Raw genomic sequence first — 23251 nt, 5'->3', positions numbered from 1 at the left:
AGAGCGGTTTCTAGAAATCACCTAAGCGTTGATAAGTTCAACAACGGGGTTACTACCCGTCGCTAACTCATAGTTCAACCGCTCAAACCCAATCACCGTGCCTGCCTCGTTTTTAATCAGCAGCACCTCTTCACCCGTTTCCTCAGCAATAAATTCCTCAGCGGGGTCGCTAAACCAGACTGTCAACGTTTTACCGACCTCGTCGTAATAGATTTTTAAGGTGTCCATATAACCGTTCCTTCTTTTATTTTGCTGGTGCGGTATGCCGTGATGATGAAGCCGTCGCCGTTGAGGTATCTAGCCACCGCGCAGATCAAATAAGGCGGCTCAACCCCATAATGCAGGTAAACCGATGGGTCACTTCTACTTTGCCGAATTTCGATAGGTGTTTGCAACACCTGCCGAACCAGATCCTCCTTACCCCGCATGATTGGATGCTTTAGGGTAACAATCACATCCCAATAGGCAGCCGTAACGCGAACATGCCTACACAAAGGCGTTGTGACCTCAAAATAGGCATCCTCCGCCATAGCATCCTCATCAACCGTTTAGCTAATCCTCAATGATAGTTCCTAGGTAGAGCCTCACAAAATCCTTAGCTGCCAAGGGGTTTAGCGTTTTTAGCGACTGGGTAATCTGGGCGATGTTCTCAGCACTGGGGTCAAGCCCGTGGTACCAGCGCCCCACATTGGCGCGACTAATGCCCATCGTCACCGCCAGCTTATTCTGGCTAATGCTGTAGGTGTCTAAAACCTGCTTCAGTGCGTCGCTTGCCCTTCCCATGCCCTAATCCTGGCAGAGCCGCACAAGAAGGTAAATGTCACACTTGTGGACACATCGCATCCATGTTAATGTCTCACTTGTGACTACATTAGTTTTGTATCCCCATGTCAGAAGAATTCATCCCCAACAGCGAAATCTACAGCGTCCCTCCCGGCAGCCCAGCCCCCACCCAGCCCAGCCGCGAACCCATCCTCATCACCATCATCGGTTCCGCCACCGGCATCGACCTGGTCGTGAAAATCCTCCACCGCCTCGGCTTTGCCGAAGCCCGCGCCTGGAGCAAACCCCAGATCGACCCCAACACCGGCAGACCCATGCGCGTGCTCACCAAATGGCTGCGGTATTAAGCGGCCAAGATGAGGACCGTCCTACTAGGCTGCAAAAGCTTAACAGCATCGAAAACAAGGTTGATCGCCAACTGGGCGCTTAGCCCTGGCGCCTCATGCGGATGAGCGAGTGATGGATGTCAAGCCACTATCAGCGTTGAACTGATGAATGGTCGCTCGATTAACGCCACCTTTGATGTGGTATCCGCGACTACTGAATATAGCTGCCCATCCCTTAATCGACGCAAAATCTGGCATTATCAACGGGTCATCTCTTCCTACTCCAGTGTTTGCCATGAGAAGAATCGAGCAGATTTTTGAGACTATTATTTGGAATTTTCGGTTCTTTGCCCTGGCACCCGTTATTTTTGGCCTGCTCAGCGCCGTTCAGTTTTTCATCATTGGCACATTTGAAGTTGTGGCGGGGTTTCGCCTGAAGTTCGACTTCGCAGACCCAGAAGGTGAAACTACGACCAAAATCATCTCCTACGTCATTGGCGGCATTGACTATTATCTCATCGGCATTGTTTTGCTGATTTTTAGCTTTGGCATTTACGAGCTATTTATTTCTAAGATTGACGTCAGATTTCAGCACTCAGATACAAAAATTCTGCAAAGTGAGACGCTGGAAGAGCTAAAAAGTAAGCTGGTGCAGGTTATTGTCGTCGCCCTAATCGTTAGCCTGTTCAAGCAAACCTTAAGCTTGCAAGTCTCTAAAGCCAGCGACTTAATTTATATTGCTCTTTCTATTCTGCTAATCTCTGTGAGCAGTTACCTGCTGCAATTGCAGTATAGCTTTGGCCCCAAAGATAAAGACGAAGACTCTACCCACTGAGGATTAGCGGTTAAATTTATGCCTGTCAGGGTGTCAGTCCCCAGGAGGCAGAAGCCGATCGCGCGCCCGAAGCACCTGCGGATGATAGCGATCGCCCCTTAGCCCCCGCACTGGCTTTGTCGCTGGCTCTGTCCCACCCCGCTTTGCCGGAGAGGCTCGCCAAGCTGGGTATAGTGAAAGCACCCACTACCGGCCCCGGCGAGATCTATGGCACCGAAAAAGACTGCTCCCCAGTCCCTCTACCTCCGCCCTATACGTCGGCAACAGCTGCAAACGAGCCTGGTCATGGCGGCTATGCTGGCCACGCTTCTGGCCGGATGCGGTGGCGAGGCTACCCAGCCGTCAAGCAGCACCCCAACATCGAGCCAGACCGACCAAAATGCCGACGACCAAATTGAGGGCGTTTTCTACGAAACCACCGAGCAGTGCGAGGCCGACATGGCCAAGCAGCAGCAAGAATATGACGTTTTGCTCAAGGCCCACGAGCAGGGACAACTCGCCCAGCCCCCCACCGCCCCAGTCATGAAAGTAGAAGACTGCGAACCGCAAATGCTGGCCGCCATGCAGGAGCACGATCGCACCGCCCCCGTGTACTCTTCCCTGGAGGACTGCCAGTCTGAGGGGGTGGAGTGCGAGCCGACTCCAGCCAATGCGCAAACGTCGGGATACCGCCCGGCCTACGGCGGCACCTTCCTCTATCCCTACGGCCTGCCCAGCTTTGTCTACCTCAATTTGGGCGGTGCCACCCGCAGCGTCTATCAGCCCTACACCGTCTACAAGAGCAGCAATCCGGGGGAGGTGGTCACTCCCTACGGGCAAACCGTTACCAAAGCCCAACCGGGGCCAGTAACGACGCCCCGCTCAACCAGCCAGATTGCCCCACCCCGTCCCACCGGCACCGCCGCTCGGGGTACCATCACAGGCCGCAGTAGCCAGGGCTTTGGGTCAACGTACAAGGGCACCGGTAGCGGTGGAAAGTAGGATTTTATGCAACCCCTCAAAGTAGTTCGGCGGCGCAACTGGCAGCGCCATATTCAAGAAAACGCTTACCAGAGCGATGTCTTGAGCGATGCTCAGCAAAAATACTGGATTGAAGCTCTGCCCCAGCCGTTTGCCATTCAGTTTGACACGCGGGAAGAAACGGCGATCGCAGGGGCCACCGAGCAGCTCTGGCAGATGTGTGTCGAGTTTTTAGACTGGTTCTTCACCGAGCGCCACCCTGGTGACGTCGATCAGCGCTTAGCGACCCTGAAAATTCGCCCAGAATACTGGCAGGCGATTAAAACCAGCTGGGATCGCACCGACCCCGTCGAAGATCTGTCCCTCTGCACCCGCTTCGATTTAGTAGTAACCGAAGACGGCCAAATTAAGCTGATCGAAATCAATGGCGAAACACCGCTGCTCGGGGCCGAAACCATCTATCAGTGGAACTGGTTTGTGGACTACCGCCGCAATTACCAGAACAGCCAGTGCCCTCTGCCCACGGACGCCAGCCAGTTCAACGAATTTTGGGACATGGTGGCGGGTCAATGGCGGCGCATCGCTGAGGCCTACGATCTCAGGCAAACAGGCATTTCCTTTCTGGTGGATGAAAATCTGGAAGAGGATTTGGAGATGGCGATGCAGCTAATCCAAATTCTCCAGGACGAGGTCGATAGCGACATCTACACCCAGATTGTCTACCTGCGAGGCCTTAAAGATGAGCAGGGGAACGAAATCCAGCGGGGGATAGGCCTCGATGAGGACGGCTACTTTGTCGATCACATCAACGATCGCATTCCGGTGCTCTGGAAAATATACGACTGGTCCGATCTGCAAAACGACATGGCCCATGCCAGATCAACCCACACCCTGGCCCACCGATTGGAGGTGGGAGATGTAAAAATTCTCGAACCCCTCTGGAAGCAGGTACTCTCCAATAAAGGGGCCATGGCCATGATGTGGGAGCAGTTCAAAACCTCCAGCTATCGGCAATACCTGTTAGAAACCTACTTCGATAACGACATCTCCCCCGCTGCCACAAAGCTGATTTTAGGTATGCACATTAAAAAGCCTATGTTAGGGCTAGAAGGGGTTGGCACCTCCATTGAAACCGGAGTTTGCGAACTGGAGAAGCGAGATGCCCTTGGCTATGGTTCCGAAGGGTTTGTCATTCAGGAATACATTGAACTCCCCAATGCCTTCGACTACCACTATATGGTGGGTAGCTGGGTAATTAACGGCGAAGCGGCTGGCCTAATTATTCGCGGCGACACCTCGCGAATTACCGGGCGTCACTGCCTGATTATTCCCCACATTGTGTCTGACAATGGTCTCTTTATCGCCGAGGTAGATTAGGCCAGAGGGCAGGATCAAATCATGAATCTCCCAGCATGAATTACGAGGTCGATGCGGATGGCAGGTAGTCCTAAACTAAGGCAGAATTGTTGGCTTCTAGATGACGTTCTCCCCAAAGATCACTGCATTCCGGCACAATATTTGGCCGAGGCCCCTGATGGCGTTTTCCAAAACTTTTGTAGCCTGCTGAGTCGAGACGTCTACTCTGAAGGGGATGCTCAATCGCTGTATGACTACGTTATGAGGCGCAAAAGCGAGATGTCTGAGCCATTTTTGACAATGCTAACGATTTGGCTGGCCGATGAGCTAAAGCATTATGAGGCCCTGCGGCGCACCTACCGCTGCCTAGCGGGAGTGAGTTTTGCCGATATGGATCGTCGTTTTGCAGCGCGCGTGCATGAATTTGAGCCGCTGCAAATGGCCCTAGAGGATGAGTTTACGCTGCTAGTTACCCTGATGTTCGATGAAATTGGTTCAGTCTACTCTTACCGGCGCGATTTAAGAGAGTATTACCGATATTTTGGCCAAAGCATCGAGCGGATCGGGCATCATCTCGTCAAAGATGAAGGCATGCATTTTAACAATGCCGCTGAAGTGCTGCTCACCTGCCATAGCCACCGCCTGAGCGAAGTGAAAGGCCTTTTGGAAAACATTTCTCAATTAGAGAGCAGCTTAAAAACTTACTACAAGACCTTTTTTTAGACCACGCCCAGGAGCAGCATCGGTTTCCCCAGCAGTTTAATCAGGTGATCAGCCGGGTGATTTTGGCCAGACTGGGGCTGGGCCAACGCCCCAGCGCGAAAGAGCTAAAAAACCTGTGGCAGTGGGTACCGAAGGGATACAGCCTGGTCCCCATTTTTTCAGCCGGGCCTAGCTAAATCTTTCTGAAAGGATGTTTGAAAATCCCTATTTTTTGTAGCAAAAATGGAGATCCTCCCCGCCCCTTCTTAAAGGAGGTCAGGGGGAATCAGCAGATGGCTAAAGCTACAGCAGATCGCGTTTCAAACGCTCTCTAAGATGGCTCGATCAGGCCTGCCTCTGGGCGTTGATTGGCGCAGTATCGGCATGTTCTGCTCTGTTCGCAAAACCTAAATTGGCTCTGGGAAAATAGAGGGCGAAAACATCTTGAGCATTGCGCTGTAGTGGGGTTCATAGTATTGAACATTGATGGACCCAACGCAGGCCGAAAGCTCCTGATCGAGCAGATTTACCATCAGCCGCACCAGGCCCCAGTTAACCTTTAGGGTGGGATACAGCATCAGGCACAGCGGAAACAGCTCTTGGGCGATCGCCGAAATGCTGTTTTCAAGCACGCAGGTCCACAAATAGATCTGAAACATTTCCACATCTCGAACACTGGAGGTGTGCACGACAGGGCTGCTGAGCGGGCCGCTATAGCTGGCATAGTCGGAGCAAAGGTCGATGACCTGATTCACAATGGTGTGTGCGATGCGGCTTGTCGCAGGCAACGCCATGCGCACCGCTTCCAGGCGAGGATCGTGGTAATCGTAGCCTGCGGCAGCGGTGTAGGCCCGGTGCAGGGGCATATATAGCAGATCGTCAACCACCTTGAAGTAGGCTTGCAGCATCGGTTGCTCTGCTTCGGGCACCTCCGCCAAAAGCATCTGACCGCAGTAGTGAAACTGCATGCTGACAAATCCAATTACCCTGGGATCGATCGCCGTATGGGTTTGGCGAATAGCACCTAACTGTTTGGAGGCCGCTACCGAAAACCGCTGGGGAGCAACCCCCTGGGCGTAGGCTGTCAGAGCTTTTTCATAGACCTGATGGACATCTTTAGCAATAGTCCAGGGATCGATTAAATCAGGGCTAATTTGATGTCGCCTTATTTCATGGGACAGCAAAATCTCGGTTTTATTCCAGGCTCGGGCGCTCACAGAACGCAGTATGTCAACCAGTTTTTGAGCAATATCTGTCTTGGTTTGGCTCTGATCCAAGCTCAGCAGCGCCTGATCCTGACGGTGCAGATCTCTGATATATTTTTTAGCCCAAACCTCTGAAAGCGATGCAATACTGGACCTATCCGGAGCATCGATTTTTTCTAGCAGACTAACCTTTGAACTACCTGACACCGAGCGATCTATTGCCATGGAAACACTACAACCACGTTAGGGGATGCTGGAACGACGATTTAAAAGTCATATTAAGCCCAGAGTGGGCGGCAAACTCGTTACAAACCCGATAAAACCCCGGAAAATCGTCGATTAAATTCACTAAAGTTTATTTCTTGCAACAGTTTGCAAAAATAACTAGTCCAGTGGTTATTGAAGAAGCTGGGCTGCCCTGAGGAGATAGGGGACTGCGGCATAACTGTGGGGAGCGGGGGAGCCGGAGGAGTCCAGCGATCTGCGATGGCGGGTGGGTAGGTTGCAGCCTACGGATGCTAGGGCAAGTCTCAGAGACCGCCTGGGCCAAGCTCTATCTGTCTGAGCATAATTGGCCCATCCCGGAGAACCGCTATTCTGAAAAGACAAGGTATTGCGGCAGGAGTAAACCATGGGCCTCTTTGAAGATCTGAGTCGATTTCTCGAAACCCGACTCGACGAATTTCTCAAGGCCAACCCTCACCTGGAGCTGTGGGGTTTAGAGGACCAGCTGCGGGGCCAAGAGCAAGATGCCATTCGCCTATTGGGCGACCTCAAGCGCCGCGAAAAACAGCTCGAAGACAGCATTCTCGCTACCGCCCAGGATATTCAGCGCTGGCATAGCCGCTTTCAGAAGGCCCAGGCGGCGAACCGAATAGATTTGGTGAAAGCGGCCCAAGAGCGCGAAGCGACTCTGCTGCGCCAGGGCAACCAGTACTGGGGCCAGCTCAAAGGGGTCAAAGACCAGATTGCCCAGACCCGGACCCTGCAAAAAGAGATTCACGATCGCCGCCGCGAACTCAAGGCCAAAATTGCCGAAACCGAGGCTCAGCGAACCGCGCAGCGCAGCACGACCAGCTGGGACACCGGCTGGGCCAAGCCCCCCTTTGAAGGGTTTGGCCGCGATCCTATGGATCCACTAGAGGAATCGTTTCAGCGCTGGGAGACGGAGCAGGAACTGGAGGATCTGAAGCGGACGATGGGGAAGTAGGCTATCCACCCCTAGCTGTGACCATCATCCTTTTGGCTGCGGTTTCTTAATTTCGAAGGAAATGGTGTCTGGCTTGCGGCTAACCTTAGCCTGCACCGCAGGAGTTACCACCGTTGCGCTAGGCGTCGGTGGCAGGGGAGGCTGCTCTGGCTTGGCAGAGAGGGAGCCAAAACTAGGCCAGTGCCGATAGTTGGAGGCGATCGCCAGCCCAATTCCCCCGGCGATCGTCAGCGGCAGCGATAGCTCGACCCCGTCAAGCCAGGGCAGATGCCCAAACCACTGGGCGGTTTCGGCACCAAAAAACAAAATTAAAAAGCAAACCAGCCAGAGCTTCATCGCCGCCAAATGCCATTCTTACCGTACTTACTTCTGTACTTCACTTCAGCCCAAAGGCAGAGACCCAGGTCAATCGTTGCTTGGGCAATGATTGGACTCTTTAGGGAGATCTCTAAATTAGGGCTAAAGGCATAGAGCCAAAGTCTTCCCAGGGCAGATTAATTATGGCCTAACGGGTGATTTTTGCCGCCAGCGAGCATTTGCTCCTAGAATCGGACATCTTTCTTAAGAAAATATCTGGCGATCGCCCTAGTCGGTCAAATAGGCCTGTAGCAAGCCTTTCGCCGTTTTACGGAACAGCTTTGGGCGGGCCTAAAAGGCGCTCGTGGGGGAGCGATCGCCCCCAATGGCCCCTAACTTTGCTACGAAACCGACTTTTCGTTGGGGAAGGGTATGTCAGAATGTAAGCGGTTTTTTGCCAACTCACTCAAGCTCTTGGAGTAGGCAGTCAAGATGGATTCTGTAGACACGCTTTATCAGTACGCCTGGCTCATTCCGGTGCTGCCGCTTATCGGGGCCGCCGTGGTGGGCACTGGGTTGATTTCCTATGGCGAGGCCACCAGCAAGCTGCGGCAGCCAGCGGCCATTTTCATCGTTTCCCTAATTGGGGCGGCGATGGTGCTCTCTTTTGCAATTTTTTGGAGTCAGTGGCAGGGCCACGCTCCCTACACGGCTATGTTCGAATGGGCCTCGGCGGGCGACTTTCGCCTGGAGATGGGCTATACCATCGATCACCTGGCGGCCCTGATGCTGGTAGTCGTTACCACCGTCGCCTTCCTGGTGATGATCTACACCGATGGCTACATGGCCCACGACCCAGGCTACGTGCGCTTCTACGCCTACCTGAGCCTGTTTAGCTCCTCTATGCTGGGCCTGGTAATTAGCCCCAACCTGCTCCAGGTCTACGTATTTTGGGAACTGGTGGGGATGTGCTCGTACCTGCTGATCGGCTTTTGGTACAACCGCAAGCCCGCCGCCGACGCCTGTCAGAAAGCGTTTGTGACCAACCGAGTCGGTGACTTTGGTCTGCTGCTGGGGATGCTGGGCCTGTTTTGGGCCACCGGCAGCTTCGACTTCGATGTCATGGGCGAGCGGCTGACTGATCTGGTAAACATAGGCACCCTGCCCGCCAGCATCGCCGCCGTTTTTGCTATTTTGGTGTTCCTTGGCCCGGTGGCCAAGTCGGCGCAGTTTCCCCTCCACGTGTGGCTGCCCGACGCCATGGAAGGCCCCACCCCGATCTCGGCGCTCATTCACGCTGCGACGATGGTGGCGGCGGGGGTGTTCCTGGTCGCCCGCATGTACCCCGTGTTTGAGCACATCCCGGCGGTGATGACGGTAATTGCCTATACCGGGGCGTTTACAGCCTTTATGGGCGCCACTATCGCTATTACCCAAAACGACATCAAGAAAGGGCTGGCCTTTTCCACCATGTCGCAGCTCGGCTACATGGTGATGGCCATGGGCGTTGGGGCCTACAGCGCCGGCCTGTTTCACCTGATGACCCACGCCTACTTCAAGGCCATGCTGTTCCTCGGCTCTGGCTCCGTGATCCACGGCATGGAATCGGTGGTGGGCCACGACCCAGTCCTGGCGCAAGATATGCGCCTGATGGGCGGCCTGCGCAAGTATATGCCCGTCACCGCCTATACCTTCCTGATTGGCACCCTGGCCATCTGCGGCATTCCGCCCTTTGCGGGGTTCTGGTCTAAGGATGAAATTCTAGGCTCTACCTTTGCGGTCAGCCCGGTGCTGTGGGCCGTGGGCTGGCTGACGGCGGGCATCACCGCTTTTTACATGTTTCGCATGTATTTCTCCACCTTTGAGGGCAGCTTTCGGGGCAATAACGAAGGTATTCGCCATGACCTCAAGCGGGCGCAGCTTCAGAAGATGGGCGCATCCCTTGGCCCTGGGGCGATGAACCCCCAGGAGCTAACCCTAGATGCCGCCCACGATGACCACGAATCTGGTAGCGCTCACGGGCACCACGCCCATGAGCCCCACGAGTCGCCGCTGTCGATGACCCTGCCGCTGATGGCGCTGGCGGTGCCCTCGGTGCTGATTGGCCTGGTGGGTACTCCCTTTGCCAACTACTTCGAGGCCTTTATCCATCCCCCTGGGGAAATGGTGGAGGCGCTGGAGTCGGCAGAGGCCTTTGACTGGAACGAGTTTGTGCTGATGGCGGGGAGTTCCGTTGCGATCGCCGTCGCCGGCATCATTCTCTCGGTGCTGATGTACCGCACCAAGACCCTCGATCCGAAGGCGATCGCCGCCAAGATCAAGCCTCTCTACAACCTGTCGCTCAACAAGTGGTACATCGACGACATCTACGAGGTTGTCTTTATCCAGGGCAGCCGTAAACTGGCCAAGCAGGTGCTGGAAGTTGACATTCGCATTGTCGATGGCCTGGTCAACCTGGCGGGCTTTGTCACTCTGGTTACCGGCGAAGGGTTGAAATACCTGGAAAACGGTCGGGCTCAGTTCTACGCCCTGATTGTGTTTGGGGCGGTGCTGGGGCTGGTGCTGCTTTCGGGGGTGACTTAGGGGTGTGAGGGTAGATGGGTAGATGGGTTTCAAGGCTGCAATGTGTAAGGCCCTAAAACTCCACCCACCTACCCTCTACCCCCTTACCCATCCACTCTTTTAATAGAACGCGACGAGAAACGACAATATGGACCTCGCGACTTTTCCCTGGTTGACCACCGTTACGCTGCTGCCGCTGGTGGCCTGCATAGCCATTCCGTTTTTGCCCGACGACAACGGTAAGACGGTGCGCTGGTACGCTCTGACGGTTGGGCTAATCGACTTTGTGTTGATTGTGACCGCCTTTTACCTCAACTATGACTTTAGCCAGCCCGGTCTACAGCTGGTAGAAAGCTATACCTGGGTGCCCCAGCTCGACCTCAAATGGTCGCTGGGGGTCGATGGTCTATCGATGCCCCTGGTGCTGCTAACGGGGTTTATTACCACCCTGGCGGCCCTGGCGGCCTGGCCGGTAACGCTCAAGCCCAAGTTCTTTTACTTCCTGCTGCTGGCCATGTACAGCGGTCAGATTGGCGTGTTTGCCGTGCAGGATATGCTTTTGTTCTTCCTGTTTTGGGAGCTAGAGCTAATTCCGGTCTACCTGCTGCTGTCGATCTGGGGCGGCAAAAAGCGGCTCTACGCGGCCACCAAGTTCATTCTCTACACGGCGGGGGGGTCGCTGTTCATTCTGGTGGCGGCGCTGGCGATGGCCTTCTACGGCGACACCATCACCTTTGACATGACGGCCCTGGCTGAAAAAGTCTACCCGCTGAGGATGCAGCTGCTGCTCTACGGCGCGTTTTTAATCGCCTACGCCGTCAAGCTGCCGATTATTCCACTGCACACCTGGCTGCCCGATGCCCATGGTGAAGCCACGGCCCCGGTGCACATGCTGCTGGCGGGCATTCTGCTGAAAATGGGGGGCTACGCCCTCATTCGCATGAATCTGGGTATGCTGCCCGATGCCCACACCTACTTTGCGCCGATTCTGGTGATTTTGGGCTGCATCAACATTGTCTATGCGGCGTTGACCTCGTTTGCCCAGCGCAACCTAAAGCGCAAGATTGCCTACTCGTCCATCTCGCACATGGGCTTCGTGCTGATTGGGATTGCCTCGTTTACCAACCTGGGTCTGAGCGGCGCGGTGCTGCAAATGATCTCCCACGGGTTGATTGGGGCCAGCCTGTTCTTTTTGGTGGGGGCCACCTACGATCGCACCCACACCCTGATTCTCGAAGAAATGGGCGGCGTGGGCAAAAAAATGCCCAAGATCTTCGCCATGTTTACCGCCTGCTCGCTGGCATCGCTGGCGCTGCCGGGCATGAGCGGCTTTGTGGCTGAGCTGATGGTGTTTGTGGGCTTTGCCACCAGCGATGCCTACAGCTTTACCTTCAGGCTGATTACCGTCATCTTTATGGCGATCGGCGTTATTCTCACGCCCATCTATCTGCTGTCGATGCTGCGGGAAATTTTCTACGGCCCCGAGAACAAAGAGCTGGTTGAGCACGAGGTGCTGGCCGATGCCGAGCCCCGCGAGGTGTTTATCATCGCCTGCCTGCTGGTGCCGATCATTGGGTTTGGCCTCTATCCCAAGATGCTGACCCAGATCTATGACGCCACCACCCAGAAATTGACGGCGCGGCTCAGTCAGGTCTTTGTGGCCACCGAGGCTGGCGCTGAAGGCTCTGCCCCGATCGCGGCTCTGCCGGTGCTCAAAGCCCCTTCGCTGAGCCAGTAAGATCGGCTATTTCTTTGCTTCAACGCCCCCGGAAACCATGGTTTCCGGGGGCGTTGAGCGATCAACCGCTGGGATGCGGGCGGCGAGATCAGGCTGCTACTGCGGCTGCACTCACCGAGGCCAGAACTACTGGCTGCTGACGCAGGTCATCACGCCTTCCTTCTGCCCAGCATTGCCGCCCATGGCACGCACCGTCAGTGAGGGTTCAAAGCCGGGATAGCAGCGCACCAGCACCGTGTCGCTGCTGCGGGTAACGTAGAGGACGCTGACGGGGCTACCGTTTAAAATCGCCTGCACCAGGCGGGGAGCCTGGGCCACGGTCGATAGGGCTGGAGTTGTTGCCCCCAGCAGAGCGAAGATTGCCACTGCGGCCCCCAGGGCGATCGCAGCGCGCACACGCCCCCCAGCCCGGCTTCCAGGCAGCGGGCGCACTGCTCCAATACATCTAGAAAAGAGCCTAGCCATGGTCTAAATTCCCTAAACATCCCGTTCAACCTGCCTACATCGGGACCTCCCCAAAGGCCCGATTCTCCCCAGTATCACAGCCTGACGGAAGAGAACCGGACGAGGATCAACCTCATACAGACCTGCCTCTAATTTTGGCGCAATTTTGGCGTGCGATCGGGGAAATGGCATGATTAAGAATTGCAACTGCCCAGGCATGACAGCTGCGCACACAGGCGTGCGCGATCGCTCTTGGCCTCCCTGATAGCGGCTGGTTTTCCTGACTCCAGCGCCGAACTGTTAAAGCAGCCGATATTGCCCTTTATCAGGCCAAAGCCCAGGGCCAAAGCCGGTTAGCGGTGGCCGGAGTGCCTGCGCTAAAAGTGGCTCACAACTCAGATCTGGCTGAGTTCAGAGAGATATCCTGAACGATAGGGGAAGGCTAGGTAGATAGTAGGTATCCGGTACTATCTCAAGCCAACTCGGTAGTGCAGATTTATAGAGCATACAGAGCATTGGGAAGCGATATGGCACAGGCGGCGTTCAAACGGTTTACATCGGGTTCACTGCTAGTGGGGGCGCTGCTGGCGGCTGCGATCGCCCCCCCCAGCCCCATTAACCCAGGGCTACGGCCAGCCCTGGCTCAGTCCACGGTTGACGAAGCCACCACGATTCGGGTTTACGATCAGGTGAGCCCGGCGGTGGTGGCGATCGAAACCCACAGCGGCAGCGGCAGCGGCAGCATTGTCGATGCCAGCGGTCTGATTCTCACCAACGCCCACGTAGTGGGCGAGGAGCGGGTCGTGACCGTGCGCCTGGCCGACGGGCGCAGCTTTGAGGGCGACGTGGTGGGCTACGGCCAGGATCGCCTCGATCTGGCGGCGGTGCGACTGCGGGGCAATCCTACGGGGCTGCCCACCGTTACCATTGCGCCTCCCAATGCGGTGCGGGTGGGCCAGAGCGCCTTTGCCATTGGCAGTCCCTTTGGCCTCCAGGGCACCCTCACCGTGGGCATTGTCAGCCGTATCGACACCGAGCGCAACGTGATCCAGACTGACGCCGCCATCAACCCCGGCAACTCCGGCGGGCCACTGCTCAACAGCAGCGGTCAGCTGATCGGGGTCAACACCTCCATCTTTACCACCGGCAACAGCGGCGGCAACGTGGGCATCGGGTTTGCCATTCCCACCGATGTGGTGCAGACGTTTTTGGCGTCGGTGCGAGCGGGCACAGCCACGGCCTCAGCCCCCAGCAGCCGCACCAACCGCGAACCCGCCGCCATTGCCCTGGGCGCGGTGGTCCAAGGTCAGCTCGACGACACCAGCAACGTGCTGCCCGACGGCAGCCTGTACAATCCCTACGAGTTTGAGGGGCAGGCGGGGCAAACCGTCACCATCGACATGAGCAGCCAGGACGTTGACTCCTACCTGATTTTGCTGGCCCCCGATCGCGAAGACTTTTCCGTACAGGACGACGACAGCGGCGGCAGCCTCAACGCCCGCATTTCGGTGCAGCTGCCCTTTACCGGGTCGTACCTGATTTTGGCCAACACCGTGTCAGAGGGAGAGTCGGGGAGCTACCAGCTGCGCCTGAACCAGAGCAGCGGCGGCCAGTCTACTTCGAGCGGTGGCCAGAGCGCACCGAGCAGCGTGGGGATACGGCAGCAGGGCAACCTGGGGCCGGGCGATCGCACCCTGCAAGACGGCTCCTACTTCCAGGAAGTCACCTTTCAGGGCCGGGCCGGACAGCAGGTGGTGATTAGCTTGGAAAGCCCCGACTTCGACACCTACCTGATTTTGGTGGACGATGCCCGAAACCGCATTGGCGAAAACGACGACGCTAACGCCAACACCACCAATTCTCAGATTGCGGTTCAGCTGCCCCACGATGGCACCTACAGCGTGCTGGTCAACAGCTATCAGCAGGGCGGTCAGGGCCGCTACCTGCTGACGGTGGAGTAAGCCACTAGCGGCCCGTAGCCAAGGCTCCACAGTAGGATCGCCAGCCGCCGTAGGCCGAAATCTCCCGCTGACCTTCGCACAAAATCGGTTCCCCCAGCACTCCCAGTACGGTTTCTCCCGTGGCCAGGGTGACTTTGCCGATGCTCAGCCCCGGCGGCTCTTGCAGCAGCACCTGCACCAGCCCAGCGGGGGGCACCAGCCACACCTCCAGGGCGACGGCTACCCCGCCGGTGCTGGTCCGCACCATGGCGGGGTGGACATCGCCGATCGACCAGAGGCGATAGTCGGGGGTAGTATCGGCCTCGTAGAGAAACTCGGCCCCCGCTTTTAGCAGGTTAGAGTTGAGCTTTAGCCCCCGCATCAGGGTGCCGTTGACTGCCAGCTTGAGACCGTCTGCCATGGTGGCGCTACTCCTCCGTTAATGACCTGTTTCACTGTAGCCCGTCCGCTTTATCCAGATTGCGCTGGAAAGGACGGAGCTGTCGCGATAGCATAGAGACAAGACGTGAATTTTTGTAACGACCTTGGCCTCTGCCCTACAGCCCCTGATCGACCCTGCGGTGCCCTGCGGTTGGCACGCCCTGCATCCCCGCTGGCAGGCCGGACAGCCCACCGTGCAAAAGGGGCTGCCCCACGACCAGCTCGCCCCCGCGTGGCAAATTCTGCTGCTGGGTGACGGTTCGCCCACCCGCCACCTCCAGCTGCTGACGCGCGATCGCACCGAAGTTGACGTGATCGACATGTCGCTGGTCGGCCTGGATCTCGACGGTGCCCCCGACATCATCCGGGTGGTGCCCGGCCCTCGCCTGCGCCGCCAGGTGTGGCTGCGCACCGCCTCAGGCCAGCGCCTTGCCTACGCCGCCTCCTGGTGGGAGGCCAGCCACGTAGACGAGTACCTGCAAAACAAGTCGCTGCCGATCTGGGCCAGCCTGGCTCGCCTGCGCACCGAGCTGTACCGGGATATTCAGGGCCTCTACTACGGCGACTCGGCCGCGCTGGAGGAAGCCTTCGGCCAGGTCGGGCCGTTTTGGGGCCGTCACTACCTGTTTTGGCACCGGGGAAAACCCCTGACGCTGATCTACGAAGTCTTTTCGCCCTACCTGACCCGGTATTTGGGGCCGATGCAGAGCGGGCCGGGGCTGTAGAAATTTTGGATTGGCGATTTTGGATTTTGGCCGGGCTCTCCTCGCAAATCCAAAGTCCAAAATTTCCCTAGGCCCAATCCTCGCCGCTGTTAGAGGATGGCGGTAGGTAGTTGGGCATGCCTGGTTCAAAATAGGCGTCTCGGCTGGTGCGGGCGGGTTCGACCCAAACCTGGGTGCGCAGGGGGCCGTAGCGCTGGCGCAGCAGGGCGTCGATCTGTTCGCCGATGGGCTCTGCTGACTCGACAAATTCGGGGTGCAGCACCAGGTGAATTTCAATCCAGACCTGGCGGCCCACCATGCCGCGCGATCGAATCCGGGTGCAGCGGGTGACACCTTCCACCTGGGTGGCAAGGTGGGCAATGGCCTCGGGGGCGATCGCCGTGGGGCGCAGCAGCATGGGCAGCTGCTCGTTCAGCACGCGCCACAGGCTGCGGGCCACCAGGGGCAGCAGCACCAGGGCATAGGCCGGGTCGAGCCAGCGCTGTCGCTGCCAGATCGCCAGCAGCACCCCCACCATCACAATGCTCAGCCAGGCATCGGCCAAAAAGTGTTTGGTGTTGAGCTTGAGGGCCTGGCTACTGAGGCTGCGGGCCTGGTAGCTGGCGTAGATGCCCAGGGCCACATTGAGAATCACCATCGCCGCCGTAAACCGCAGCACCCTGGGGTCAATCGCCACCGGAAACGGGTTTTCTACCCCGGTGAGACCGCCCAACAGCTGGCCCAGGGCAATGAACATCAGGCTCGCCCCGGTAAACCCCAGAAAGGCGCACAACACGAGGGTGGCCGCGACCTCGGCGCGGCCATGGCCCCAGACTTCGCGGCCCATCTGCCGCTGGGGTGAGGTCACGGCCACCAGGCTCAGCACCGTGCTAAAGCCATCCACCAGCGTGTGCAGCGACTCGGCCAGCAGGGTCAGCGACTGGTTGGCCCACCCGCCGATCGCCTGTACCGCCAGCAGCAGCAGGGTAGCCCATAGAGTCGTCAGCAGCAGGCGATAGCTAATGCGGCGTTGATACTCGCCCTCGTTCATTGGCGGACAGGGTTCCATTGGGCTCAAGGTCTGGGCTCAATGGTACTGCAAGGGATGAGAGCCGTTACAGCAAACGCAGTTGTTGGGCCGTTTCTTCCAGGGCCAGGCTGTCGAGGTCGTCTAGGGAGAGATCCTCCTCCTCCAGGATCTCAGCGCCGGTCTCGCTGGCCATGAGCGCAGCGGCGGCGGTCAGCATGCCTTCGGCGATGTCGCCCAGGTCGTCGCGGTTGGCCAGGTAGGCGCCCAGGGCAACCAGGGGGTCGAGGGTGCTGTCGGTGCCCAGTTCGGGCAGGCGGCTGCGGCTGGTTTGGGCCTTCAGCTCGGGCTGAAGGCTGTAGCTGTGGGCGTTGGCCAGGGCGGCTTCTAGGGCGGTTTGATCAATCTGGTCGACCTGGTCGGCCCGCAGGGTGTAGAGGCAGCGCACCACGGCATCGGCGATGTCGGCCTCAGCAATGACCTGCTCCAGCTGAGTCTGGGGAGCATCGGCTCCGCTGAGATCGACCTGAATGGTTTTGAAGGGGCGCACGGGCAGGGGGCAAAATTCGGCCTCGGCCTGACCCCTGGCAACCCGCACCAGCAGGTAGCCTTTGGCTTCGGTCTCTTCGCTAAAATCGACCCGCTCGATGCTGCCGGGATAAATCATCAGGGGCCGATCGCAGAGCACCTGGTGGCGGTGCACATGGCCCAGGGCCACGTAGTCAAAGCAGGGGCGGGCCAGCATGACCATCGGAATGGTAAAGCCGCGCCCGACGGCTAAAAACCGCTCGGCGCCGTAGCTGGCGGTGTCGACCATGGCGTGGGCCAAAAGGATGGCGGGAAGGTCGGGATCGAGGCGGCGAATTTCACCCTCCAGGGCCACCCGCAGGCGATCGAGCAGCAGCTCATTCACCTGGCTCATCGACAGGCCTTCGGTTTCGGGCCGGGTGAGCAGGGTTGACTTGGTCAGCCAGGGTAGGGTGACCACCTGCACCGGGCCGCTGGCGGTCTCGATGCGGTGGGTTTCGAGGCGATCGCCCACCACCACATCCGGCACCCCCAGCGTTCTGTAGATGGAAAGACTGGCCCCTCCCAGCCCCTGGGCGTGCTGGTCGTGGTTGCCCACCAGCAGCACCGTGGGAATGCCCGCCGCCGACAGCCGACAAAACTGGCTGGCCAGGGCCTGCTGCACCAGCGGCGTCGGGGTGGCGTCGGGAAAGGCGTCGCCGCCAAACAGCACCAGGTCGACCGACTCGGCCAGGGCGCGATCGATGCAGCGGGTGAGGGCGGCGATGAAGTCTTCCAGGCGGGTGTTGAGGCCGGTTTCGGGGTTGAGGCGACCGTGGGCAAACCCGCTGCCCATATGGATGTCGGACAGGTGGAGGAGGGTAATCATGGTGCCCATGATAGCGCCTAGTTCAAGGGATCTAGCCGCCTAGAATAAACAGCCCCAGCATGGTGGCGCTGTTCCAGGCGCTGTGGAGCACCATGGGGGAGAGCAGGTTGCGCGATCGCTGGTACACGAACCCCAGCACCGCCCCCAGCACGGTCAGCGGTAGTATCTCCGACAAGCTCAGGTGGGCGGCGGCGAAAATAAAGGCGCTCAGGGCGATCGCCCAGCCCGTAGACAGGTAGCGGGTCAGCGAGGGCAGCAAAAAGCCGCGAAATAAAAACTCTTCAAACAGAGGGGCCGCCACCGCCGCCGTCACAAAGAACACCAGCAGCGCCACCCCGTCCTGCTCCTCCAGCACCGTTTGCAGCAGGGGATTGCTGCCCCCCTGCCCCTGCCAAATTTTCTGGTTCAGCAGGGCGACCCCAAACATCAGCGGCACGGCCACAAAGTAGCCGCCCAGGCCCCACAGCAGCCCTGCCCCCGAGGGTTTAATCCGAAACATATCCTTGGGGACAGGGCGGTAGGGGCGAATCGACCACCACAGCACTCCCAGAGACCCCGCCGCCATCAGCAGATAGTACACCAGCGAAAACACGGCCCGGCCCCGACTGGAAAGGGCGGCCCCGTTGATGCCCAGGTTGCCAAGCACCAGGGGCAGCAAAATCTGCCCCACAAAGAAAAACCCGGCAATTAGCACCTGCCAGATGGTTTGGGCCGTCCAGGGCACCTCCCAGCCGCGCCCGGCATTTTGGCTCAGCACCGATTGACTGCCCCGCAGCAGCCGCTGGGCCAGCAGCCAAAGGATCAGCGCGATGCCAATCACGGCTCCCAGGGCGGGCACAAGGCCCACTAACACCAGCTTCACCAGCTTCTCCTGGGCGGTGACCTGCTCCTGGGCCTGAAGCTGGACCCGGCGATCCTCTTGTCCCTCCACCGCGTACAGCTTGTCGAGGGCGCGGTATTCAAACCAGCCGTCGAGGGCGTCTTGCAGCCAGGGCTCATCGCCGGAGGCAACCTGGCCGGCTTGCCACAGGCGAATCAGGGTATCGGCGGTGCGCAGGGTTGAGGCCGCTGCGGCATTGCTGTCGCGCACTCGGGTCCAGCGGGCGATCGCCGCCTCGGGCTGGGCCTGATAAGCCTCCATCAGGCCCAGGCGAATATCCAGCCGCTGAATCAGCAGCTCCTGCTGGGTGATGGCATTTTGCAGTCGCCGGGCCAGCGGTTTGCCGGCGTTGGCTTCGTCAGCCAGGGAGCTGTTGGGCGCAGTTCCAGATTCGGCCCCCTCGGTCTGCCATCGCCCCATGCCTTCGGCGGCCTGCTGGCGCACCTCTTCGTACTGCTTTTGGGCATTGGAAACCGGGTCTTTGCCCAAAAGCCCCTCCCGCAGCGTCGGCCACTGGTCGGCGGGCAGGCCTTCCCCTTTCCAGGCGCTGCCCTCTAGCAGCAGGTCAGTCTGGTAGAGCTGGAGCTGGCTAGCCACCTGGGGTTCGTTCCAGCTGCTCAGCAGCGATTGCACAACCACCAGCCCCACCAGGGCCGTCAAAACAATTAAAATGAGCTGCTTGAGCGGCAGCCCGGGCTGAATCGAGTCGGGTTCGGAGGTCATGGGCAGGGGTTTAAAAGGTCAGCAGCGAAAAACGCTATCTCCCTATTATTCCACTGGGCTTACCCGTGGGGGGAACTGAAGGCGATCGCCTGGTCCCTGGTCCATTTTTCTGGCCTGTTTTTCTGGCCCAAGCCTTTGGACCAGGCCGCCGCTGGATTAGGTTCGCCTGGACCAGCCGTAGCTAGCCGCGGCTAGGCTAACCAGCAGCACCCCGGCCACGGCCAGGGCCGTCCACCGCAGGGCGGGAATGCTGCTCTGGCGCACCGCGATCGCCACCAGAGCCCAGACAAACACCAGGGTAAAGGCCACATCGCGGCGCTGGTAAATCACCACGGCGGCCAGCAGCGCCGCCACCGCCAGCATCGCCACCGTCCAGGTCACCGACAAAATGCCGCCGCCACCCCAGCCAGAGGCGTAGAGGGCCGAAGCCACATTGACACTGGTGGCGACCGAAATCCAGCCCAGGTAGAGGCTGAAGGGAATGTGGGCCAGCCAGCGGCGCTGGCGAGAGACGCGCTCGCGGCCAATGTTGAGCGTGGTGTAAATGCCGATCAGGGCCAGCAGCAGCGCCCCCATGGCCACCACAGACCAGCCAAACCACTGCCCAGTAAACAGCAAAATCCAGAGGGTTTGAACCACACAGGCAAAAATGAGCAGCCCGTTGACCCGCTGGATCTGGCCCTCTCGCCGTCGCTCGGGGTGAAACTGATAGACCGCGTAGGCAAACAGCCCCAGGTAGATCAAGCCCCAAATGGCAAAGGCATAGTTGGCGGGGGTAATCAGCACCCCGTCCAGCACGGTGTTGGCAATCTCGCCCACGTTTTGGCCACTGGGCGGAAAGCGGTTGAACAGCGTATTGAAAACCACGGCGGCCACAACGGCGATCGCGGTGGCGATCGCCAGACCAGTGCCAGACCTTGAGGGAGGGGGGGGAGGTATCCATGGGGCTACAGTGCTGCGGGTGGTTCTATCCTCCCCTGGGAAGAGCCAAAGCGCTACTGTCTCCGGTCAGAGCTGACAGGGAGGGCGATTGCCCAGGCCTACTCGTCCTCAGGCAGATCGTCGGCCTCGTCGTCGGGGCCTTCAACGACAACCTGCGCGCCGCTAATGGAGAGCTTTTCGCGCACCTCGGCCTCGACCTGAGCGGCAAAGGCGGCATCGTCGATCAGGCGCTGCACGGTGCTGTCGCGGCCCTGGGCAATGTTGTCGCCGCCATAGCTGTACCACGCGCCCCGGCGGATAATCACGCCGATCTGCTCGGCCAGGTCTACCAGACAGCCCATAGTCGAAATTCCCTGGCCAAAGAGAATGTCGAACTCGGCGATGCGGAAGGGCGGAGCCACCTTATTTTTCGCCACCTTGACCTTGGCCCGAATGCCGTACTCCTCGGTGCCCTTTTTGAGGGTTTGAATGCGGCGAATATCGAGCCGCACCGAGGCATAAAACTTGAGGGCATTGCCGCCAGTGGTCACCTCCGGGTTGCCGTAGGAGATGCCAATTTTTTGCCGCAGCTGGTTGAGGAAAATGACGGTGCAGTGGGACTTACCGATGCTGCCGGTAATTTTGCGCAGGGCCTGACTCATCAGCCGGGCCTGAAGACCCACGTGGGCATCGCCCATTTCGCCTTCAATTTCAGCGCGGGGCACCAGGGCCGCCACCGAGTCAACCACCACCACATCCACCGCCGCCGATCGCACTAGCTGATCGACAATCTCCAGGCCCATTTCCCCTGTGTCGGGCTGCGACACCAGCAGTTCGTCGATATTGACCCCCAGCGCCTTGGCGTAGACCGGGTCGAGGGCGTGTTCGGCATCGACAAAGGCGGCCACTCCGCCCGTCCGCTGCACCTCCGCCAGCGCGTGGAGGGCCACGGTAGTTTTACCGGAGCTTTCGGGGCCGTAGATTTCAATGATTCGCCCCCTGGGCAGGCCGCCCCCCAGGGCAAGATCCAGGGTGAGGGCGCCGGTAGGAATAGTTTCAACCGTCATGCGGCTGGCCTCGCCCAGGCGCATGATAGAGCCTTTACCAAAGTTGCGCTCGATCTGGCTGAGCACCAGAGAAAGCGCCTTTTGCTTTTCGGTGACGTCGCTACGTTTAGCTGCCATGACTGCCTGAGTTTACGTAAAGATCGCGGAGCATCGGTGGGCGCGGAACGGGGAGTGAATAGGCTTGGCCAACGGCCTAAACAATGCCCCTAGTAAACCCCACTTCGGCTCAGAAGTGTAGTTAGTTATCCAGGGAAAGTTTGGAGATGATCGGGAGAGGAATATTGGTCTCCGAGCCCGACACCGCTGCCGAGCCGCAGCGCATCACCCCGGCGCATTGCCTTTGCCAAACTATTGTAGTACGCTTGAACCAAATTAGATAGTCCTTGAGACGCAGGGCACCGGCAGGGTTCAGTGCCCTGGGCGGCCAGCTGGGTAAGTCTGGGCTGGCCCGGGGGCAGGCCGACCACGCAGGGCGAAAGGGGGCAATCCCAATGGATACAGGGCGTTTAATTCACGTTGCGGTGTTTCCGGGCTGGGTGGCGGGGGTGACGTATCACCAGGGGTTGGGGTACCGCTGCTGGGTGATCAACCCAGAGATGGCCGTGCTCAACGATGGCGAAATCTACCCCAGCAGTGAGGCGGCGATCGCCGCCGGTCGGCTGTTTATCCAGCACTCTACCGGGGCTGAGCCCGATCGCGGCAGTAGGGGATAATTGGCAGAGTTTAGCTAGCCCTGCCAGGATCAACCCGATGGAATACCTTCTCGCCCAGGTGGGAATAGCCGTTTTTGCCATGTCCGGCGTGCTGTCTGCGACCCGCCAGCGCCTCGATATTTTCAGCATTGTGGTGGTGGGGTTGCTCACCGCCGTGGGCGGCGGCACCCTGCGGGACGTGATTTTAGATGTGCCGGTGTTTTGGCTGGTGGATCTGACCGCTTTTTGGGTGGCGCTGGGGGCTTCCTTCCTTACCTTTATCGGCATTCGCTTTATTCTCAGGCTGCCGCCGCGCATGCTGTCGTACCTGGACGCCATGGGCGTGGCTTTGTTTTCCATTCAGGCGATCGATCAAGCCCTGGCCCTAGGCTACCCCGCCGCCGTGGCGGTGGTGATGGGCCTGGTGACCAGCATCGCCGGGGGCATCGTTCGCGATGTGGTGACCAATCGGCCAACGCTGCTGCTGTCGCGCGAGTTTTACGCCACGCCGATTTTGCTGGGCGGCATACTCTACGTGCTGCTGATTCAGCTCGTGCCTTCCCCCGTCATTCGTCTAATTGCCATGGGGGCAATTTTTGTAATGCGGGCGATCGCTATCCGCTGGCGGCTCTGCCTGCCGCTACAGCTAACCCTCAAAATTGATCAGCTTGATCTAACCGAGCTCAACGGGGAAAAGCGTTAGCTAACAATCATCTAGATCGCGATCGGCCCTGGGCACTGCAGGTCGCGACGGCGCGCAGTTCCATTAAATATCCTTAATTCATTATAATTGCGGCCAACTCAGCCACTTTTGGCCTGTACCCTTAAGGCATTTACACAACCAGGGTAAGCGCAAGAAAAATAGGTCTGTGACATGCTAGGGGCATGCTATCACTGCGACCCTTAGCGAGTCCCCATGAGCCAAGGCTTTGCTCCCAATGAAGAGACGGCTAAAGCCGGTCAGACCAAGCCACCCTTGAGCGCGGCTACCGATGCTAACTCCATTCAGCAGCAGTGGGAATCACACTTTGCTGAACTAGAA

24 protein-coding genes are annotated in these 23251 nt (G+C 58.6%); 12 read left to right on the top strand and 12 right to left on the bottom strand.

What is annotated here, in order from left to right; genetic code table 11:
• Window positions 1–21 precede the first annotated feature (21 nt).
• The 3 genes from LEPTO7104_RS0116800 to LEPTO7104_RS0116790 are packed head-to-tail and all read right to left on the bottom strand — an operon-like array spanning window position 22 to window position 783.
• Window positions 22–228: a DUF2283 domain-containing protein gene (locus LEPTO7104_RS0116800; RefSeq protein WP_017299746.1), complete on the bottom strand. Its 207-nt coding sequence runs from the start codon at window positions 226–228 to the stop codon at window positions 22–24.
• The gene (locus LEPTO7104_RS0116795; protein WP_017299745.1) at window positions 216–530 is read right to left on the bottom strand and encodes a hypothetical protein; all 315 of its coding nucleotides are present in this window, start codon (window positions 528–530) and stop codon (window positions 216–218) included. The genes LEPTO7104_RS0116800 and LEPTO7104_RS0116795 overlap by 13 nt, the downstream gene beginning before the upstream one ends.
• Window positions 531–552: 22 nt before the next feature.
• Window positions 553–783, bottom strand: coding sequence for a helix-turn-helix domain-containing protein (locus LEPTO7104_RS0116790; protein ID WP_017299744.1), 231 nt, complete (start codon window positions 781–783; stop codon window positions 553–555).
• A gap of 104 nt (window positions 784–887) precedes the next feature.
• Here LEPTO7104_RS0116790 and LEPTO7104_RS0116785 point away from each other — a divergent pair, with 104 nt between their 5' ends.
• From LEPTO7104_RS0116785 to LEPTO7104_RS38400, 5 genes are all read left to right on the top strand, one after another.
• Window positions 888–1130, top strand: a complete 243-nt coding sequence (locus tag LEPTO7104_RS0116785; RefSeq protein WP_017299743.1) for a hypothetical protein — start codon at window positions 888–890, stop codon at window positions 1128–1130.
• A 274-nt stretch (window positions 1131–1404) separates the two neighbouring features.
• Window positions 1405–1944 carry a YqhA family protein gene (locus LEPTO7104_RS0116780; RefSeq protein WP_017299742.1) on the top strand — a complete coding sequence of 180 codons (540 nt, stop codon included), beginning with the start codon at window positions 1405–1407 and terminating at the stop codon, window positions 1942–1944.
• Window positions 1945–2151: 207 nt separating this feature from the next.
• A complete protein-coding gene (locus tag LEPTO7104_RS0116775) occupies window positions 2152–2925 on the top strand; it encodes a DUF1190 domain-containing protein (protein ID WP_026072792.1) in 774 nt (257 codons plus the stop codon).
• A gap of 6 nt (window positions 2926–2931) precedes the next feature.
• The gene (locus LEPTO7104_RS0116770; RefSeq protein WP_017299740.1) at window positions 2932–4281 is read left to right on the top strand and encodes a glutathionylspermidine synthase family protein; all 1350 of its coding nucleotides are present in this window, start codon (window positions 2932–2934) and stop codon (window positions 4279–4281) included.
• Window positions 4282–4338: 57 nt separating this feature from the next.
• A complete protein-coding gene (locus tag LEPTO7104_RS38400) occupies window positions 4339–4983 on the top strand; it encodes a hypothetical protein (RefSeq protein ID WP_225887001.1) in 645 nt (214 codons plus the stop codon).
• Between the two features lie 386 nt (window positions 4984–5369).
• Here LEPTO7104_RS38400 and LEPTO7104_RS0116760 read toward each other — a convergent pair whose 3' ends face one another.
• Window positions 5370–6179: a hypothetical protein gene (locus tag LEPTO7104_RS0116760; RefSeq protein ID WP_225887000.1), complete on the bottom strand. Its 810-nt coding sequence runs from the start codon at window positions 6177–6179 to the stop codon at window positions 5370–5372.
• Between the two features lie 619 nt (window positions 6180–6798).
• On the opposite strand from LEPTO7104_RS0116760, the gene LEPTO7104_RS0116755 reads away from it, so the two are divergent.
• On the top strand, window positions 6799–7377 hold the full coding sequence (locus LEPTO7104_RS0116755; RefSeq protein ID WP_017299736.1) for a TIGR04376 family protein: 579 nt from the start codon (window positions 6799–6801) through the stop codon (window positions 7375–7377).
• A 24-nt stretch (window positions 7378–7401) separates the two neighbouring features.
• On the opposite strand, the gene LEPTO7104_RS34220 is transcribed toward LEPTO7104_RS0116755, so the two are convergent.
• Window positions 7402–7713, bottom strand: a complete 312-nt coding sequence (locus tag LEPTO7104_RS34220) for a hypothetical protein (RefSeq protein WP_017299735.1) — start codon at window positions 7711–7713, stop codon at window positions 7402–7404.
• A 453-nt stretch (window positions 7714–8166) separates the two neighbouring features.
• Between LEPTO7104_RS34220 and LEPTO7104_RS0116745 the strand changes: the two genes are divergently transcribed.
• Complete coding sequence (locus LEPTO7104_RS0116745; protein WP_017299734.1) at window positions 8167–10257, top strand: NAD(P)H-quinone oxidoreductase subunit 5; 2091 nt, start codon at window positions 8167–8169, stop codon at window positions 10255–10257.
• Window positions 10258–10384: 127 nt separating this feature from the next.
• Window positions 10385–11974: an NAD(P)H-quinone oxidoreductase subunit 4 gene (locus LEPTO7104_RS0116740; RefSeq protein WP_017299733.1), complete on the top strand. Its 1590-nt coding sequence runs from the start codon at window positions 10385–10387 to the stop codon at window positions 11972–11974.
• A gap of 126 nt (window positions 11975–12100) precedes the next feature.
• Here the strand turns inward: LEPTO7104_RS0116740 and LEPTO7104_RS34215 are convergent, their stop codons facing one another.
• A complete protein-coding gene (locus LEPTO7104_RS34215) occupies window positions 12101–12439 on the bottom strand; it encodes a hypothetical protein (protein ID WP_155523671.1) in 339 nt (112 codons plus the stop codon).
• A gap of 506 nt (window positions 12440–12945) precedes the next feature.
• Here LEPTO7104_RS34215 and LEPTO7104_RS0116730 point away from each other — a divergent pair.
• The gene (locus tag LEPTO7104_RS0116730) at window positions 12946–14379 is read left to right on the top strand and encodes a trypsin-like peptidase domain-containing protein (RefSeq protein ID WP_026072791.1); all 1434 of its coding nucleotides are present in this window, start codon (window positions 12946–12948) and stop codon (window positions 14377–14379) included.
• 4 nt (window positions 14380–14383) lie between these two features.
• Here LEPTO7104_RS0116730 and LEPTO7104_RS0116725 read toward each other — a convergent pair whose 3' ends face one another.
• Window positions 14384–14779 carry an allophanate hydrolase-related protein gene (locus LEPTO7104_RS0116725; RefSeq protein WP_017299730.1) on the bottom strand — a complete coding sequence of 132 codons (396 nt, stop codon included), beginning with the start codon at window positions 14777–14779 and terminating at the stop codon, window positions 14384–14386.
• Between the two features lie 124 nt (window positions 14780–14903).
• Here LEPTO7104_RS0116725 and LEPTO7104_RS0116720 point away from each other — a divergent pair, with 124 nt between their 5' ends.
• Window positions 14904–15524 carry a chorismate lyase gene (locus tag LEPTO7104_RS0116720; RefSeq protein WP_017299729.1) on the top strand — a complete coding sequence of 207 codons (621 nt, stop codon included), beginning with the start codon at window positions 14904–14906 and terminating at the stop codon, window positions 15522–15524.
• Between the two features lie 67 nt (window positions 15525–15591).
• Here LEPTO7104_RS0116720 and LEPTO7104_RS0116715 read toward each other — a convergent pair whose 3' ends face one another.
• From LEPTO7104_RS0116715 to recA, 5 genes are all read right to left on the bottom strand, one after another.
• Window positions 15592–16572 carry a cation diffusion facilitator family transporter gene (locus LEPTO7104_RS0116715; RefSeq protein WP_225887096.1) on the bottom strand — a complete coding sequence of 327 codons (981 nt, stop codon included), beginning with the start codon at window positions 16570–16572 and terminating at the stop codon, window positions 15592–15594.
• Between the two features lie 46 nt (window positions 16573–16618).
• On the bottom strand, window positions 16619–17926 hold the full coding sequence (gene sbcD, locus LEPTO7104_RS0116710; protein WP_026072789.1) for an exonuclease subunit SbcD: 1308 nt from the start codon (window positions 17924–17926) through the stop codon (window positions 16619–16621).
• A 31-nt stretch (window positions 17927–17957) separates the two neighbouring features.
• Complete coding sequence (locus tag LEPTO7104_RS0116705; protein WP_017299726.1) at window positions 17958–19529, bottom strand: CPBP family intramembrane glutamic endopeptidase; 1572 nt, start codon at window positions 19527–19529, stop codon at window positions 17958–17960.
• Window positions 19530–19685: 156 nt separating this feature from the next.
• The gene (locus tag LEPTO7104_RS34210) at window positions 19686–20405 is read right to left on the bottom strand and encodes a TspO/MBR family protein (protein ID WP_017299725.1); all 720 of its coding nucleotides are present in this window, start codon (window positions 20403–20405) and stop codon (window positions 19686–19688) included.
• Between the two features lie 164 nt (window positions 20406–20569).
• The gene (gene recA, locus LEPTO7104_RS0116695; protein ID WP_017299724.1) at window positions 20570–21634 is read right to left on the bottom strand and encodes a recombinase RecA; all 1065 of its coding nucleotides are present in this window, start codon (window positions 21632–21634) and stop codon (window positions 20570–20572) included.
• Between the two features lie 374 nt (window positions 21635–22008).
• On the opposite strand from recA, the gene LEPTO7104_RS0116690 reads away from it, so the two are divergent.
• Together LEPTO7104_RS0116690 and LEPTO7104_RS0116685 are read left to right on the top strand one after the other, a co-directional pair.
• Entirely contained in the window at window positions 22009–22230 is a 222-nt protein-coding gene (locus LEPTO7104_RS0116690; protein WP_017299723.1) for a hypothetical protein, read from the top strand.
• Window positions 22231–22267: 37 nt separating this feature from the next.
• Window positions 22268–22912, top strand: a complete 645-nt coding sequence (locus tag LEPTO7104_RS0116685) for a trimeric intracellular cation channel family protein (RefSeq protein ID WP_017299722.1) — start codon at window positions 22268–22270, stop codon at window positions 22910–22912.
• The last annotated feature ends 339 nt before the right edge of the window (window positions 22913–23251 follow it).

The sequence above is a fragment of the Nodosilinea nodulosa PCC 7104 genome (genome assembly GCF_000309385.1).
GTDB lineage: Bacteria > Cyanobacteriota > Cyanobacteriia > Phormidesmidales > Phormidesmidaceae > Nodosilinea > Nodosilinea nodulosa.
This window is presented reverse-complemented; position numbering and strand designations above follow the sequence as displayed.